The sequence below is a fragment of the Neobacillus sp. DZ-9 genome, assembly GCF_059587065.1.
Map to the genome: position 1 here is coordinate 242,844 of NZ_JCAIOL010000003.1, position 17,216 is coordinate 260,059.

Sequence of the window (17,216 nt, forward strand, 5' to 3'; positions counted from 1 at the left end):
ACTAAAAGAAGACTTAAACATAAAAAGGGTCACGTAGAAAACTTCTGCGTGACCCAAATATTTTGCTCTCCCCCTGATGCCTTATCATAGGCGGTTTCCGCGAAGTACTAATGACCTTGTAAATCCCCCATACCATAGTGTAGATTAATTGACTTCAAAAAACGTTCATGCAATACTTGAACTACAATTCAGGTATTTATGCCTAATGAGACCTAAATAAGGGAGTTTTTTATGAATCAACGGATCATAAGTTTTTCGCTCATGATTACTATCTATTCAGCGTTAACGTTTTATATTGGCTGGAATGGATGGGTTTGGCTTCATTCCGCATTTGGACTACAGGACAAATGGATTTATGGATTCATCGTTGGGCTTATTTCCTTTTCCTACCTTATTGGTTATTTTCTGAAAAAAATGGCCATTTTTAAAGTAGTGGGAGCTTATTGGTTTGGCTTCCTTCAATACGCGGTCCTTTTCCTTCCCCTAGCGAACCTTGTTGCGTTGATTTTGATTGTTTTCAATTTTCCTGCAATTGCTGTCGTTAATTGGATTGGCGGAATCGTATTTTCGGCATTTCTTATTGTATTTATTTATGGCAGCTATAACGCATACAGCCCGATTGTTCGCAGGTTTTCCATTTCCATTCCAAATCAAGCAGGCAATCTTTCGAAACTTAGGATCGCTATGGCATCCGATATGCATTTTGGCAGATTGTCAGGTTTAGAGCATGCCAGAAGGCTTGTTCGCGAAGTGAACTCCCTTAATCCCGATATTATCTTACTGCCTGGTGACATCATTGACGATGATCCTGAGCCATTTATCCAAAAGAAAATGGGAGATGTCTTGAAGGGGCTTTCTGCTCCATTGGGTGTATATGGTGTTCTAGGAAATCATGAATATTATGGAGGCGGTATTCCACGGTTTTTGCAGGAAATGGAACGGATCGGCATTACTATTTTACTAGATGATGTAATTACAATTGCTGACAGCTTTTATTTAGCAGGCCGTAAAGACAAAACCGATCGCGATCGAAAGTCGATAGCTGAGTTATTATCTGACAAACCATTAACACTTCCGATCCTTATGATGGATCATCAACCTTCGGACCTTATTCAAGCAGAGAAAAATCAAGTAGACCTTCTATTGTCAGGGCATACTCATCGAGGGCAAATGGCACCAAACCATCTGATAACAAGAAGAATGTTTGAAGTAGACTGGGGTTATTTGAAGAAAAATCAGCTTCATACGATTGTATCATCAGGCTTTGGTTTTTGGGGTCCCCCGCTTCGGATTGGCAGCCGTTCTGAAATTATTCAAATTGATGTTTCCTTTAAGGAATCAAAATAATTTCAATTTCAAAGCATCAAATAATTTTTTCATTTTTCTGATATTTTTCTCGCATTCATTACTTTCCATCATATATAATAGATAAAATAACATTTTTGAAAGGTGTTGGTTAATTTGGCAAATCAGTCTGAATCTAAAAAAATCTCGGTTAATTCTACAATTTCTTTAAAAGGAATTGTGAAGGCCATATTTAACGATACCATTCATGTTCAAATTGGTGGAAAAATAATTACCCTGCCAACTTCAGATTTTCTTTTGGAAAACAAGTTAAGTAAATAGATAAAAGGCGATATCTCCTCACAGAGATTATCGCCTTTTTTACTGCTTCACCTTAGCTGTTTTTTGATAACAGTCACACGTTACGATATGATCATTTACCATTCCAACAGCCTGCATAAACGCATAACAAATCGTGGAACCGACAAATTTAAAACCGCGCTTTTTTAAATCCTTGCTTAATTTGTCACTGATCTCCGTGGATGCAGGTACATCTTTTAATTCCTTAAAGTGATTTTGAATTGGTTTGCCACCCACAAAAGACCAAATGTACTGACTGAAGGAGCCAAATTCCTCCACTATCTTCAAATATGCCTTGGCGTTGGTAATAACCCCGTTGATTTTCAGCTTATTTCTAACAATTCCTTCATTATGTAAAAGCTCCTCAATCTTTTTTTCATCATACGTAATAATTTTATCTGCCTCAAAATGATCAAAAGCCTTCCGATAATTCTCCCGCTTTTTCAAAATCGTATACCAGCTTAGTCCAGCCTGTGCTCCCTCAAGATTTAAATACTCAAACAGTAAACGGTCATCGTAGACAGGCACTCCCCATTCCTCGTCATGATAATGGATATATAATGGATCCTGATTTACCCAGCCGCATCGATTCAAATTTTCCACTTCCCTATTTGTTTAATTCCTTCTATTATCTTCGATTTTCTCCTTATTATCTAGTCCTGATTCTGCAGAGTGATAAATCCCATTTTCTTACGTTAATCAAAATAATCTAAAAAATAAAAATACTCCTTCTCATTTTAGCAAACTTATGATAGTGTATATAACAGAAAAAGGATTGACTGCACCAAAAAAAATAAATGAAGGATTTCCTTCATTTGGAAAGGACAGTGGAATGGAAAAGGTCTCTTTTCAACAATTAGTTCGTAACAGGTTCTCCGACTTATCGGCAGGTCAAAAAAAAGTGGCTAAATACCTGAGTGAAAACCTCAATCAAGCCGCCTTCAAAACAGCATTTCAAATTGGCCGGCAGGCAACTGTAAGTGAAACCACCGTAATACGACTATCCTACGCATTAGGATTTGAAGGATTCAGCGAAATGCAAACGACGATTCAACAAGGTCTCCTTCAGGAGAATCAAGCAGATTCTGAAAATAGTAACCGCTTGCCTTTCAGAAACAGTGACCCTTTTAAAAGAGTAATATTAAACGAAATCCATTTATTAAAGCAATTAATTAATCGAACAAATGTAGAGGAAATTTGGAAAGCTGTTGAAACCATTATTAAGGCAGATCAAGTGTTAATTGCCGGACATATGCTTTCCCATGCTGCTGCCTACTGGTTTTCCTATATGCTCGCCTCCATTAGAGATCATGTAACATTGTGCTCCCCTACCGGAGAGTTCCTTGAAAAATTTTCAAATTTAACGAAAGATTCTGTCGTGGTCGTTTTTTCCTTTCCAAGATACTCAAATGACACGATTAAATTAGCTGAATATGTTGCTGAAAATGATATATGTTTAATTGCCGTAACAGATCGCCTGCTTTCTCCTGTTGGAAGAATTGCAAATATTGCACTAACCACAGAGGAGAATGCCCAAACTGGCAGTAATTCAATCGCGTCAGTTATCAGTTTAGTCGATTTGATTATTGAAGGAATCCACGAAAAAGACCAGGAACGGGTCCAAAAACATCAACAAAAATTAGAAAAAATGTATACCAGCTTAAATGTTTTCAATGAATAAGTACTATGGAAATTGTTGTAAACGCTATCATCCATGAGTTTAAAACTAACGATCTATCATTCAAATTAGCTATTATTATTTCATTATAAAAGAGGTGTATCAATGCAAAATTCTGCACGTAAATCTGACGTTATTGTTCAGTCGACCTTACCAGAAAAAGAGCATTTGGAACGTAAACTTAAAACAAGACATTTAACGATGATTGCCATTGGAGGAACGATCGGAACTGGTCTGTTTTTAGCAAGTGGAACGACCATTCATGATGCTGGTCCTGGCGGGGCTTTAGCTGCCTATCTAATTGCTGGGATTATGGTTTATTTCTTGATGACGAGTCTTGCTGAGATGGCTGCATTTATTCCAATTTCTGGTTCATTCAGTACATATACCGCAAGATTTGTCGACCCTGCTTTAGGATTTGCTGTTGGCTGGAACTATTGGTATAACAATGCGATCATTCTTGCTCTTGAATTGTCAGCTTCAGCTTTAATTATGAAGTACTGGCTGCCGGATGTTCCAGGAATCGTCTGGAGTGCCCTATTCCTCGCCGTGATTTTTGGTCTTAATGTATTATCAGTAAAAGGTTATGGGGAATCGGAATTTTGGTTTTCCTTAATCAAAGTAGCGACTATCGTTATTTTTATCGCTGTCGGTTTATTGATGATTTTTGGAATTATGGGCGGCCACACTGGCGGTTTTGACAACTTCACAAAAGGTGAGGCTCCATTTAAAGGCGGTCTATTGTCGATTTTCAGTGTGTTCATGGTTGTTGGCTTTGCTTTCCAAGGTACAGAAATGGTTGGGGTTGCAGCTGGGGAAAGTGAAAACCCTGAGAAAAATATCCCTAAAGCGATTAAGCAAATCTTCTGGCGTATTCTATTGTTTTATGTCTTAGCCATTTTCATTATTGGGGCATTAATCAGCTATAAGGATCCGAATCTATTAAGCGAAGATCTTGAAAATATCGCTGTCAGTCCGTTCACACTTGTATTTAAGCATGCAGGACTTGCATTTGCGGCAGCAGCCATGAATGCAGTCATTCTTACTTCCGTATTGTCTGCAGGAAACTCATCCCTATATGTTGGTTCACGTGTTCTATGGGTATTAGCAGAAGAAGGAAAAGCTCCAGCCTTTTTGAAGAAAGTCAATAAGGGCGGTGTACCAGTTAACGCTTTATACATTACGACTTTCGTTGGTATGCTTTGCTTCCTGACTTCCTTTTTTGGCGACGGAACCGTTTATTCTTGGTTATTAAATGCGGCTGGATTAGCTGGTTATCTATCCTGGTTAAGTATTTCCATCACACATTACCGATTCCGAAAAGCCTATGTTGCTCAAGGCAGAGATTTTAAAGATTTGCCATATTTCGCAAAATGGTTCCCATTGGGCCCTATCTTAGCAACAGTTTTATGTTTAATTGCCATGCTTGGAACCAATTATGGTGCCTTTATCGGCGATAAGATTGACTGGTATGGAATCGCTGTTTCCTATATTGGACTACCACTATTCATATTGGGTTATTTAGGTTATAAAATAACTAAAAAGTCAAAAATGGTACCATTAAAAGAGGCTGATTTCAGCCGGGAATAAATTCCTAACAAACAGCCAGGCAATCAGCCTGGCTGTTTACTTTTTAATTCGATAAGCACGTCTTTCTGCGTACTCCGAACAAGGAATACAAACTTTCAAAGTTTCGCCTTTATCATTGATATAGGTTCTTAAAGGCTTTACCTTCCTTTTGCAAATCGCACATTTATTATTGAAGAGATTAAAAATAAACACTTTCCTTCACCTGCACTTTATGGTTAGTATCATAGTATTCTAGAATTTATTAATACACCTGGTCAATCGCCCATATTTGTCCCCCCATTGTGGTTTCAGTCATAAAATATCACTACTAAAGCAAAAAAGGGCGGGTGAGGTATGGGATTATTTATCAACAATCGTGAGCACCCTGAAGTGTTTAAAAATAAGCAAAATATAAATGAACCTAATCAGGCGTACTCGCGGAAGGATTATTTTACCGAGTTAATTAATGAACTTAGAATGCAATCACAGCTTCATAAAGAGACCGAAGCCATTCATTGGAAACAGGTTGACAATCAACTCCACGACCTAAGAGAAAATCATCAGTTCCAAAAGGAATTTGAAAACCAGATCATCCAATACTTACAGACTATTAATAATAAGCAGCTTGAATTGCAAAAAGAATTGGCAGGAAAACTTGCCGAACAAGCGGAGTTTCAAGGGGGAGTTTTACAGCGTTTAGATACTCAGGAAGCCCTGATTGACAAATTGTCACGGCAGCTGAACAATATTCGTTCCATCCTTTTTGAAAGGACGAATTATTTAGCGGGAAAAATTGAAGATAGCTATAAAGTAACTTCTTCTTATGTTTATAAACTAATGACCGGCTCTGAAAAACCATTAACCTTCTTTCTTTTGAATAATAAGAAGGAAGAAGGTCAGAAGCAATCCGACCAGCAATAATCTAATATTTCATACGAAAAAAGTTCACGGCTTTTACTGACCGTGAACTTTTTTAGATTTAGGCTACACTCTGATTCGGGTTATTTGCCGTTTTTGCTGATCTTGTAACCGCACTTACAACAAACGTAACGACAAGATTAATAACAAGGGCGATAACACCGACATTTAAGTCTTTGATAAATTGCGGCAGTGCTGGGAAAAGTGTTCCAATCGTTGAAGCGCTGATTGTAATATAAGCTACTGTAAATACCCCAACTGCAATACCTGCAAACGCACCCGCTTTTGTCACAATGTTCTTTTTAGCTAAGCTGAATACTAATGCCGGGAACAATTGTGTCACTAAGCTATATCCCATTAATAACAAGGTTACAAGAGTATCCCCGCCTTTAAAGGTGAAATAAAGTGCAATGATTGCAACTACAGGTACGAGATTTTTAGCCAATTTTGAAACCTGCTGATCAGAAGCCTTTGGAACAAATACCTTATAAACGTTTTTCGCAAGCAGCGTTGATGCTGACATCATAATCATAGAACCCGGAACGATTGCGGTTAATAAACCTGCAGCCCCAATCAAGCCAACTACCCATGGATCAAACGTTTGCATCGAAAGCTTTAATAATGCAAGGTCACCTGCCGCGCCTTCCAAACCTTTAACCTGAAGGATAGCTGCAAAGCCAACAAAGAATACAAACAATAACACTAGCTGGTAAAGCGGCATGATAATGGCATTCTTACGGAATACCTTGGCACTTTGGGCTGAATAAATCGAGCCGAAGGTATGAGGCCACATATAGAAGCCAAGTGCTGTTAATAGAACGGTAGAAATAAACCAAGATACACTTAAACCAGTAGCAGGCAGCGCAAGGAATCCTGGTTTAGCAGCTTCAATCGCTTCAAACATTGGCTGGAAGCCGCCGTAATAATGGATCGGTAAATAGATTCCTAGGAATAAGACAACACCGAGGATCATTATATCTTTTATTACCGCAGTCCATGCTGAACCGTGAATCCCTGAGATCATAACGTATGCTGTAACGGCGATTACACCGATCCAAATCGCTGCAGTTGAGGAAATCGATCCACCAGATGCTTCAGATACAATAATACCCAATCCTTTTAATTGAAGAACAAGATATGGAATAAGTGCGACAACACCTACTAATGATACGAAGACACCAAGCAGTGGGCTTTTATATTTGCTGACAAAGAAATCGGATTGAGACATCAATTTGTTATCTTTCGCATATTTCCAAATGGCAGGAAGCAGCCAATAAGACATGATATAAGCTAGACAGCCGTACCCTAATATATAATACGTAGGGCCTCCTTTCCCATATGCCCATCCACTTCCACCTAAGAATGTAAAGGTTGTATAGATTTCACCTGCCATCAAAAGAAAAACAAAGATGGTTCCGAAGCCTCGGCCTCCTACAGACCATTGCTCAAGGCTCATGTCCTTCCCCTTTTGGGCTTGGACACCAAGGAAGATGGATAATGCTAAAAATCCAAATATAATAATTAATGCGGTATTCATTAAATCTCCTCCTTATTTTCCGGGTCCAATTTGAAAACAATCGCCATGATGCCAGAAGTTAGTACTACCCATAAAACGATATAAAATAGAACAAAAGGCATCCCGAAAACATATGGAGTGACTTTATTGACGAATGGTATGCCCCCAAGTAAACCAATGAACGGAATAATTGCAAGAAGCTGATGTAATTTCATAAATTAACCCCCATTTTTTTATATCATTGCTGCTTTGTTCTACAAACTTCACCCCAAAAATTTAAATGTTGCATGGAGGAATGTTTTCACACCGATTTCGAGTGCATCTTCATCAATGGTGAAGCGTGCATGATGATGTGGATACGTAATTCCTTCCGCTTCGTTTCCTGCTCCGACATAGAAATAACAGCCTGGAGCTTTTTCCATAAAGGCCGAGAAATCTTCACCGCCCATATTTGGTCTCATCATATCAAGGGCTTCTTCACCAAAAACTTCTCTAACAGTTTCTTCAATGACAGCAGTCACTTCGTTGTTATTGATAACTGGACGATAGCCAAATTCATATTTAAAATCATAGGATCCTTCATGTGCTTCCGTGATCCCCTTCACGACACGTTCCATTTTTCCCGGAATCAATTCACGCAGTTTGGGATCAAGGGTTCGAACCGTACCCCAAAGTGTAACAGCCCCTGGAATAACATTATGCGTGGTACCGCCGAGAATTTGGGTTACAGAAATAACTAGGCTATCAAGCGGATCCGTATTCCTTGAGACAATATGCTGCAGATTGGTTACAACCTGGGCCGCAATCGCGATGGAATCGATTGTTTGATGCGGCAAGGCAGCATGTCCGCCTTTCCCCTTTACTGTAATCCAAAAAGTATCAGGAGCGGCCATCATTGGACCGTAAACTACGCCGACTTTGCCTTTTTCCATAGGCGACCACAGGTGTGTTCCAATGACTAAATCAACTCCGTCCATTACACCGGCCTGAACCATTTCCTCGGCACCGCCGGGAAAAAGCTCTTCAGCGTGCTGGAATAAGAAACGAACTTCCCCTTTAATTTGGTCCTTTAATCCAGAAAGAATTTTTGCTGTTCCGAGGAGCATCGCTGTATGTCCGTCATGGCCGCATGCATGCATTACTCCTGGGTTTTTAGAAGCAAAGTCAAATGTGTTTTCTTCCTGAATCGGCAGAGCATCCATGTCTGCGCGAATCGCAAGAGTTTTTCCAGGTTGAGTTCCAATCAATCGTGCCATGACACTTGTTTTTGTCGGCCTGGAAATTTCTAAGTTTCCAAAAGAATGTAATGTATCAAAAATAAATTGCGCCGTATTTTCTTCATGAAAGGAAACTTCCGGATTTTGATGTAAATGTCTTCTCCATGAAATGACCTGTTCGTTTAGATCACTTGCCAATTGATTTAGATTTGATGCTGTATCTGTATTCATTGTAATCATCTCCAATTTATTTCATTGTTGCATTAACTTTTTGGACAGCCAGTTTCAGAACTGTTTGATAGAGGACATTCGCTCCGTCTACACAGTCCTCTTTAGAACTCCATTCAGCCGGATCATGGCTTATGCCATTCTTGGAGCGGATGAAGATCATCCCTATCGGACATAAATCCAGTAATTGCATTCCGTCATGGCCCGCCCCGCTTGGGAGAAAATGAACCTCAAGCCCAAGTGTTTCAAATGCTTCAATTGCTGCATTTTTGATTAGGTCGGAGCATGGTGCTGGTGCAACTCTTTGCAGGTCTTCAATGGTTAATTTAACACCTTGATTTTCACAGATATGGGCTGCTGCTTTCCTTATTTGCTTTTCCACTTCATCGCGGACTTTCTCATCAATATCCCGTAAATCTAATGAGAATTCAACATGGCCGGGAATGATATTGATTCCCCCAGGCAATACTTGAACTTGTCCAACAGTCCCCACTGTCGTTCCTGTTTTCGAAGCTTCCTCTTCGATCACTAACATCACTCTTGATGCTGCAGTTAAAGCATCATGTCTGATTGACATTGGAGTCGCACCAGCATGGCCAACCTCTCCTTCAAAAATAAACTTGAGCCATAACGGGCCGGCAAGTCCTGAGACAATACCTGTTGAAAGATTCAAGCTCTCGAGGACTTTCCCCTGCTCAATATGAAGCTCCACATATGCTTTAACATCCTCAGGCATACGAACTGCTTTGCCGATTTCATCAGGGTTAAGACCACTGGAGACGAATGCTTCCGCGATCGAAATACCTTGTTTATCCTTATTAAGCAGCTCCTCCTGTGTCAGAGTACCAGCTATTCCCCGGCTGCCAATCATACCAAAGCTGAATCTTGCTCCCTCTTCATCGGTAAAAGCAATGACTTCAATTGGATGTTCTGTATTAATCCCTTCATCATTCATAACTTGGAGCGCTTCCACAGCAGCCAGAACTCCCAATGGGCCATCGAAATTGCCTCCATTAAAGACGGAATCAACATGGGAACCAGTAAGAACCACTGGAGCTTCCGGATTCAATCCTTCTTTTCTCCCAATCAAGTTTCCAACTTCATCTTCCCGAACTGCTAATCCCGCTTCTTTCATAAAGGATGCAACCAGGTTCTTTGCCTCTCTTTCCTCCTGAGTAAAAGACAAACGTGTGACTCCCCCGGATTCTGTTTTCCCTACTTCGCTCAGGAGCTGCAACCGGCTCCATAATCTTTCTGCGTTTATCAAGGCTTTATCCTTTCTGCCAAATCTTTTTTATCACTTTAATGGACTGGCGTATATTTTTTATGTATTTATAATTATAAAACTTATCTGAATATTTTTTATGTTTTTTTACACAAAATTTCAAACAAACAATTTGTGAAAAAACACAAAAAATAGTGTCGAATATCCCTTTTCCTTATTATACCTTATAAAAATCACACAATTACGAAAATTATTTGTTAGAATATATAATAAAAATGGGTTTTAAGATTATTTTTGAAGAATAGATAGGAGGTGCATCATGAAGGAAACTCTTAGCCATCGACAGCTGCAGTCATTAATACATGTTTCCAATGTTTTAAACTCATCCTTGGATATCGATATTATTATTAACTCGATTATGGTTCAAACCATCTCTGTCATTGATGCTGCCCATGGAGGCGTATTATTTATCTATGATCCAAAAGAAGATGTACTCATTCCAAAATCTGACAGCAATTTTAAATCTGAAATTTCAAATGTGAGGCTTAAACCGGGCGAGTCAATGACAGGTCTTGCATTCACTGCACAGAAATGCTTGATTTTTCATAACAGGACGGAAGTGGAAAAAGCAACCGCCACCCTTTCGGAAAAGAACCATGCACTGATGCTTAAAACCATCCCAACAGTCCCTTATTCGACCATTTGCGCCCCTATCCTGTTAAAAGGGGATTGTATAGGAGTGATTACGCTTGATTCTTTCGACCCGTCGCTTCACTTCATTCCGGAGGATATTAATCTATTAACCGCAATTGCCCATCAAGCGGCCGTTGCCCTGGAAAAAGCCAGTCTTTACCGCGAACAGGAAGAGATTGTAAGACAGCTGGAATCATTAAATAATACCATTTCACAACAAAACGAGATGCTTTCTCGTTCGGTGGATATCCATAATCAGCTCGCGAAACTAGTTTTAAACGGTGAAGGACTTGATTCGATTATTTCCTATTTGCACGCTACGACCGGCAACACGGTATTGCTGTTTGATGACCTTAGCGAGCTTATTTCTTCTGCCTTTCAGGACAATCTAGGGAATACTGACTTATTAACTATTAAAAAAATGGCACAGGATTCTATCAAGACACCTGGGACTCCCCGTTCTTTTAATGAAATAACCATAAATGAGGGGAATCAATGTTTAACAGTTCTCCCAGTCGGGGCAAAGACGACACTTTTTGGCTCTTTGGTCATTGTTGCACCTGAAAAAATGCGCGAAGTGGATATTGCCGCATTGGAGCATGCTTGTACAGTTATCGCACTGGAGTTAGTAAAAGAACAAGCCATTTTTGATGCACAAGAAAGAATAAATGATCAATTTATCGACGTCCTCTTTTCCGGCAAAATGGACGACACGATTCTTCAAAAAACAAAACAGATGGATTTCGACCCTATGGGGGACTATATGGCACTCATCATTCGGCTTGACGAATCCGATAATATCCCAAAACGAAACAGTATTATCCGCCATCTGGTCCAACTAGCCAACCGCGTATTTTTAAAAAATTTCTTAAAGGGGATAGCTGCTAGGAATCAAGATCAAATCGTCATCCTTTTAACTTTTCAACAAAAGGTATCTGCCTCTTATGCTCATCATCAAGTAAAAGAGCTCGTTTCGAAATTCCAGCAGGAAATTCAATTAAAAAATTGGGGAACGACCGTCTCAATTGGGATCGGCAGGATTCATTCGAGTTTATTGAAGGTAACCAAATCTTTGCAGGAAGCGGCGAAATGTCTGCAATTCCTACGGAGTTTCAGAGGGAAAAACCAGGTTATCAGTTATAAAGATCTCGGTGTTCAACGGCTTCTGCTTCAAAACAGCGAAGAAGAACTATCTGATTTTATAAGAGAGGTACTAGGTCCATTAATTGATTATGATCAATCCCGGAAAGGCGAACTCCTTCCATCTCTGTTTGCTTACCTCGAACACAATCAAAATGCTAAGGAAGCAGCTGAAGCCATCCATGTTCATACGAATACTTTAATGTACCGGTTAAAAAGAATCGAAGATATCCTGTCAACGGATTTTTCGGACAGTCAGCAATTCTTGAACATCCATCTGGCTGTAAATCTTTATCCGTTTATCAAAGACAAACTGCAAGAAAATAAGTACATTTCCGTTCTATAAAAAATGGGCGCACTAGGATTCAGGTGCGCCCATTTTGTACTTTATACGACTGTAATAATAATTCCGAGAATAGTAATCACACATGCTGTAAGCTTGGCTGGAGTAATTCGTTCCTTAAAATAAAGCCAAGCTAGAAATACGGCGAATAAAGGTGATGTGAACGCAAGAGAAACAACGAGTGTGCCATCAGCAAATTTGAGTGCTGTAAAAAGACACATCCACTGGATAATAACTGTAATCCCCCGCATACTCAAATGGCCGTGGAGACTGGGAAACCATATTCTTGGACGGTAAATAAGATATGTACAAAGTGCAATTCCACAGGATCTGTAGAAATAAAGGGTTACCGGATTGATCCATTCGTGAATCAAAAGCTGCTGTGAAGGTACCATGCTGACACCGAAAGTTACGGCAGAAGCAATCCCCAACAGATTCCCAGGCTTTGTTAACTCTTTAAACGGAGTAAATGGGCTTGGCCCCTTTAAGTTTAAGAAATAGACCCCTACCATAATAAACAAAACAGACACAAGGACAAATGGATGAAAACCATATAAAAAAGTATTGGGAATAAACGTAAACAGTGGTGTCAGTGCCATATACACTGACAGAACTGAAACCTCGATACGCTCCATTGCTTTGAAAAACAAAATATTCCCTAACATATCGAGGAAAATAACTCCGACCAGCAAAGTAATAGAAACAGGATTACCCATAAATGAGTAAAGCCACGGCAAAGAAAGTCCCAGCAGGAAAGCAATGTAGGCAAATGATGCAACGATGAAGCTGTTATTATCTTTCATCTCAGTAACAATTTTTTTTGCATAAAGGGCATTTACCGCATTAAAAAATGAACTAATTAGCGACAAGAAAATCAAAGCTCTTCCACCTTTTCAGAAAGTTTTTTAAAAAATTTCGGTATTCTAAATATTTTATAGATTACAATAAATTTTTTAGAATGAAAAGAAGGAATATTTAAATCAACACTTTCTTAATGAATATTTGGAAATAAAATTCCAAATTCTGAACAACTTATACAAACCAATTAAAAAACCGTTCATGCCGATTATAAGCATGAACGGTTTTTTATTACATCTCACCTTTAGTGAAAATATCTGTTAAGACAGGAACAATTTGTTTTTTACGGGAAACAACACCTTTTAAGGTTGCAGTGTTATTATAAAGTGTCACATTATAAGCTTTTTCTACAGCAGCAGTCTTGCTACCAAGAGCTAAACCAATTGAATCGTTTGTTAAAATATCTGTTACGACAAATAAGAATAAATCAAGGTTCTTTTCTTCGATTATTTGAGAAATAGCAGCTTCTAATTCCTCTTGGCGTGCAAGAACATCAGCCGTGTCAACTACATTCACTTGCGCAATTTCCACTTTGCTTGAGCCCATTTCAAAGCCTTTAGCATCTAGGCTTAAAAGTTCTTCAATAGATTTATCCCTAACATCTGCACCAGCTTTAAGCATTTCTAATCCGTAGCTTTCCGCATCAATACCTGCGATTTCTGCCAATTCACGCGCAGCAGCCACGTCTTCTTGTGTGCAGGTTGGTGATTTGAATAACAAGGAATCAGAAATAATCGCTGAAAGCATTAGTCCAGCAATCTCAGGTTTAATTTCCTTACCATTTTCCTTGTACATTTTATTTAAAATAGTTGCTGTACAGCCAACTGGTTCGCAGCGGTAGTATAAAGGATCACTTGTTTCAAAGTTGGCAATCCGGTGGTGGTCGATTACTTCTATTACACGAACATCAGTAATATCGTTTGCACTTTGCTGGCGCTCATTATGGTCAACTAAAATAACGGAGTTGACTTCGGAAGCCACGGCTTCAACTAAACGTGGAACCTCAGCATTGAATTTATCAAGCGCAAATTGCGTTTCCCCATTAATTTGGCCAAGACGGATAGGTTCAACCTCTAACCCTAGCTGTGTTTTTAAGTCTGCATAGGCGATCGCAGAACAAATTGAATCTGTGTCTGGATTTTTATGTCCGAAAATCAGTATTTTTTCCATGTTTACTACTCCTAATCGTATTAAAGTATGTAAGACCGCCCCATCAAATGAACATGGCCCTAATGGAAATTATATAATAATACGATTTAGGTTTCAAAAAAAATTTATTGGCTGATTTTTTTCACCATCTGAACCTGCTCTGTTGTTTTATTAAATCCATTCTCCATAAGGTATTGAATAACAGGATTGGACGTGGATCCATTGATGATCGTGAAGTTCACCGGATCATCGGCATTTTCAGTGATCGCTGCCAAAATGGCTTTGATGTTTTGAGCATCCACGTCTTCTAATAGTTCCAACTGATATAAAAATACCTTCTCTAGCTGACTATTTTGGTTCCACACTTTCTTATACAAGCCATATCCCTGGGGATTTCCTTCCTCATCATAATAAACTTGGGCCTCACCGGTCTTCACGCTTTGCCATTGGCATTGCCATGGGACATTTTCTTTATAAAAAGGAAGAAGTGGGAGCTTTTCAGGGCGGATCGATACTGCTTGAATTGTATTCACGTCCGTAACCTTTGGTATCCCGCTTAAGAAAACAAGTGAATCCGTTATTTCATAACCAAACTTTTGGTATAATCGAATGGCTTTCTCATTTTCCTTTATCGCTTCAAGCGTGGCAGCTTTGATCCCATTTTCCTGATAAAGTTTTAAGGTTTCTTCCATTAATAGTTGAGAAACACCTTTCCCTCGGTATACCGGTGCTATTCCCGTTCCACCATTCCAAGCTGTTTTTTTACCGTTAACAGTCCGAAACCCATTCATCACGATGGCAACAGGATTATTCTGATCAAATGCAACAATGGAATGGTTTAATGAAAGACCTTCATTTACTAAACGATTGAAGAAATGCTCGGGCGTCATTTCAATTTGGACAAAATAACCTTCAAATCCTCGGTTCCAGGCCGTAACTGCCTCCTGAATGGTGCATTCGGTTAATTTTTTCAAAGAAATTTGCATTCCTTTTCCCCCTCCTCTACTAAAATAAAGAAATACATCTAGGTTTTTCGATTGAGAAAAACAGACGGTTCATTGTCTCTATATACTCGGAATTTGATATTTCTGTTCTTCCTAATAAATATAGCTCTTTAAAGGTTACAACCCCCATGAGCATGGAAGAAAAATCAGATATGTCCAATAAGATTTCAACATCATAATCACCATTTGAAGCAACTTCCAACCAACCGTTATGAACATGGAGGATTAACTCGACATTGTTTTGCGGCAAAAATGTATCCTTAATCTTAAGTTTTACCTTAGTCGTTACATGGTTGAAATTATGATTCTTTAAATCTTCAAATATCCCATGAACATTAATGATGCGATACATTAATCCTACCCCCGAGAGGTTGGTTTCATGGTATACGCTTGGAAGAAGATTATGAGAACCATTACGTGGATCCTCGATCAAAAAGTGGACATTCTCTTCTTGAGTATTCCATACAATTTGGTTTACCTGATCCGCTTGGGTATGAAGAAAGGTGCTAATTTCTAGCAAGGCTTCTGGCGTTTCGAAAATCATTTCTTTGATGACCAAGTCATTGTATATAAAATTGGTTTGGCTCCTTTTTTCAAATGAAAACTGGATATAGCCTTTAATTTCACAATTGTCTTCAAATCCAATAATTCTGATTTCCGGATTTTTAAACATCCCTTCTAATTCCGCATCGGTTTTATTAAACATGCCATGGGTTTTTAGCGCATACCTTGAATAACAATCTCTTACTTTCTCTTTATCAATTAAACTCAAAAACCTAAGCCTACATTTACTCGGACCTAGTGGGAAGCTATCCGGAGTGATTCGATACTGGTGCATTTTTGGGCCATACCCAAATCCCATCTTTTTGTAAAAATCAGGCCGAAATGGATAAAGCAGCACCATATTGGTTCCCTTATCTAAAAAGAAACTTAGAAAATATTCCAGGAGCTCCTTAGCAGCTTTTTCTTTTTTATGTAAAAGATCGACTGCTACAAGCCCAACTCCCCCTACAGAAATGTATTTTCCGAAAAGGTTCATTTGGTAGTAATGAAGCCTCATCCCTCCCAATAATCTGTCATTTCTAAACAGGCCGAAAAAATCGAGGGAATCATCTTGGTCCTGTCGCTCGCTAAATCTTTTTAAAGTGGCTTCTTTCATCTCTTCTGTTGGCTGCATTATCCCAGGATAAGCATTTGTAACAATATCTACGAATTCCTTTAATTCTTCGCTATTTAATTTTCGAATCTCGCTCATCGTTTCCCTCCACTCAAAAACCGACTATTCAGTCTATTTTTATTAAACCAAATCCATTTCCCTTTTTCAATATTTTCTGATAAAAATCTTTCATTACATTTTGACATGTTTTTTGCTAAGATTAGTCTTAGTCAATTATCTTTTGGGGGAGGATGTTTATGCCACCAGTAGTTTCCGATAAATATAAACAAGAAAAGAAAGAGGCAATCCTCAAGAGTGCCTTCGAATGTTTTGCTGAAAAAGGATTTCAAGTTGCCACCATTGACGATATCGTGGCCCATTCCAAAATCAGTAAAGGGGCCATTTATAATTATTTTAACTCGAAGGATGATATTTACATTGAATTAATGAATCAACATACCCAAGAGAATATTACTTCACTAAAACACGAGCTCGAAAAATTGGCAGACACTAGAGAAAAGCTGGATTATTTTTTCTATCTATATAGTAACCTTGATCAACACCCTCAATTTTCGAATTCAACCCGGGTACATATCGAATTTTGGCTGTATTCCACTAGAAAAAACGAACTACGTGATATCATGCTGGCTCGATATGAAGTATATAAAAACCTTTTTAAAAATATTTTGGTGGAAGGAATCGAAAAAGGGGAAATCTCAACAAGCGTTAATCCAGATGAACTATCCTTCATATTCTGGGGTGTTATCGATGGTATTTCCTTGCATTTTTCCATGTTATTAGAACAATATCCTTATCAAAAAGTCTATAAGGAAATAAAAGATCTAATTTATGCTAAATTAGGATTTAACTAAAAACCC

The 17,216-nt window shown here is 38.7% G+C and carries 16 protein-coding genes; 7 read left to right on the forward strand and 9 right to left on the reverse strand.

Going from position 1 to position 17,216, the window contains the following annotated elements:
• The first annotated feature begins 231 nt into the window (after positions 1 to 231).
• Both AC59HZ_RS09630 and AC59HZ_RS09635 read left to right on the forward strand, forming a co-directional pair.
• Positions 232 to 1,347 (forward strand): metallophosphoesterase, encoded by a 1,116-nt coding sequence (locus AC59HZ_RS09630; protein ID WP_496545587.1) that lies wholly within the window; start codon positions 232 to 234, stop codon positions 1,345 to 1,347.
• A 114-nt stretch (positions 1,348 to 1,461) separates the two neighbouring features.
• On the forward strand, positions 1,462 to 1,626 hold the full coding sequence (locus AC59HZ_RS09635; protein ID WP_496545588.1) for a hypothetical protein: 165 nt from the start codon (positions 1,462 to 1,464) through the stop codon (positions 1,624 to 1,626).
• Between the two features lie 39 nt (positions 1,627 to 1,665).
• On the opposite strand, the gene AC59HZ_RS09640 is transcribed toward AC59HZ_RS09635, so the two are convergent.
• Entirely contained in the window at positions 1,666 to 2,238 is a 573-nt protein-coding gene (locus tag AC59HZ_RS09640; protein ID WP_496546028.1) for a DNA-3-methyladenine glycosylase I, read from the reverse strand.
• A gap of 238 nt (positions 2,239 to 2,476) precedes the next feature.
• On the opposite strand from AC59HZ_RS09640, the gene AC59HZ_RS09645 reads away from it, so the two are divergent.
• The 3 genes from AC59HZ_RS09645 (at position 2,477) to AC59HZ_RS09655 (ending at position 5,812) form a co-directional block, all read left to right on the forward strand.
• Positions 2,477 to 3,325, forward strand: coding sequence for a MurR/RpiR family transcriptional regulator (locus AC59HZ_RS09645; protein WP_496545589.1), 849 nt, complete (start codon positions 2,477 to 2,479; stop codon positions 3,323 to 3,325).
• Between the two features lie 102 nt (positions 3,326 to 3,427).
• Complete coding sequence (locus AC59HZ_RS09650) at positions 3,428 to 4,912, forward strand: amino acid permease (RefSeq protein WP_496545590.1); 1,485 nt, start codon at positions 3,428 to 3,430, stop codon at positions 4,910 to 4,912.
• A gap of 333 nt (positions 4,913 to 5,245) precedes the next feature.
• Positions 5,246 to 5,812, forward strand: coding sequence for a hypothetical protein (locus AC59HZ_RS09655; RefSeq protein WP_496545591.1), 567 nt, complete (start codon positions 5,246 to 5,248; stop codon positions 5,810 to 5,812).
• Positions 5,813 to 5,870: 58 nt separating this feature from the next.
• On the opposite strand, the gene AC59HZ_RS09660 is transcribed toward AC59HZ_RS09655, so the two are convergent.
• From AC59HZ_RS09660 to AC59HZ_RS09675, 4 genes are read right to left on the reverse strand one after another with little or no spacing between them, the layout of a single operon-like run.
• Entirely contained in the window at positions 5,871 to 7,346 is a 1,476-nt protein-coding gene (locus AC59HZ_RS09660; protein WP_496545592.1) for a sodium:solute symporter family protein, read from the reverse strand.
• On the reverse strand, positions 7,346 to 7,540 hold the full coding sequence (locus AC59HZ_RS09665) for a DUF3311 domain-containing protein (RefSeq protein WP_496545593.1): 195 nt from the start codon (positions 7,538 to 7,540) through the stop codon (positions 7,346 to 7,348). The genes AC59HZ_RS09660 and AC59HZ_RS09665 overlap by 1 nt, the downstream gene beginning before the upstream one ends.
• A 48-nt stretch (positions 7,541 to 7,588) precedes the next feature.
• Positions 7,589 to 8,773, reverse strand: coding sequence for a M20 family metallopeptidase (locus AC59HZ_RS09670; RefSeq protein WP_496545594.1), 1,185 nt, complete (start codon positions 8,771 to 8,773; stop codon positions 7,589 to 7,591).
• A 16-nt stretch (positions 8,774 to 8,789) separates the two neighbouring features.
• A complete protein-coding gene (locus AC59HZ_RS09675) occupies positions 8,790 to 10,037 on the reverse strand; it encodes a Zn-dependent hydrolase (protein ID WP_496545595.1) in 1,248 nt (415 codons plus the stop codon).
• 277 nt (positions 10,038 to 10,314) lie between these two features.
• Here AC59HZ_RS09675 and AC59HZ_RS09680 point away from each other — a divergent pair, with 277 nt between their 5' ends.
• Complete coding sequence (locus AC59HZ_RS09680) at positions 10,315 to 12,174, forward strand: helix-turn-helix domain-containing protein (RefSeq protein WP_496545596.1); 1,860 nt, start codon at positions 10,315 to 10,317, stop codon at positions 12,172 to 12,174.
• 41 nt (positions 12,175 to 12,215) lie between these two features.
• On the opposite strand, the gene AC59HZ_RS09685 is transcribed toward AC59HZ_RS09680, so the two are convergent.
• From AC59HZ_RS09685 to AC59HZ_RS09700, 4 genes are all read right to left on the reverse strand, one after another.
• Positions 12,216 to 13,049: a DMT family transporter gene (locus tag AC59HZ_RS09685; protein ID WP_496545597.1), complete on the reverse strand. Its 834-nt coding sequence runs from the start codon at positions 13,047 to 13,049 to the stop codon at positions 12,216 to 12,218.
• A 211-nt stretch (positions 13,050 to 13,260) separates the two neighbouring features.
• Positions 13,261 to 14,199 (reverse strand): manganese-dependent inorganic pyrophosphatase, encoded by a 939-nt coding sequence (locus AC59HZ_RS09690; RefSeq protein ID WP_496545598.1) that lies wholly within the window; start codon positions 14,197 to 14,199, stop codon positions 13,261 to 13,263.
• 104 nt (positions 14,200 to 14,303) lie between these two features.
• Positions 14,304 to 15,164 carry a GNAT family N-acetyltransferase gene (locus tag AC59HZ_RS09695; RefSeq protein ID WP_496545599.1) on the reverse strand — a complete coding sequence of 287 codons (861 nt, stop codon included), beginning with the start codon at positions 15,162 to 15,164 and terminating at the stop codon, positions 14,304 to 14,306.
• Positions 15,165 to 15,183: 19 nt separating this feature from the next.
• A complete protein-coding gene (locus AC59HZ_RS09700; RefSeq protein ID WP_496545600.1) occupies positions 15,184 to 16,437 on the reverse strand; it encodes a GNAT family N-acetyltransferase in 1,254 nt (417 codons plus the stop codon).
• A 158-nt stretch (positions 16,438 to 16,595) separates the two neighbouring features.
• Between AC59HZ_RS09700 and AC59HZ_RS09705 the strand changes: the two genes are divergently transcribed.
• Positions 16,596 to 17,210 (forward strand): TetR/AcrR family transcriptional regulator, encoded by a 615-nt coding sequence (locus AC59HZ_RS09705; RefSeq protein WP_496545601.1) that lies wholly within the window; start codon positions 16,596 to 16,598, stop codon positions 17,208 to 17,210.
• Positions 17,211 to 17,216 lie beyond the last annotated feature (6 nt).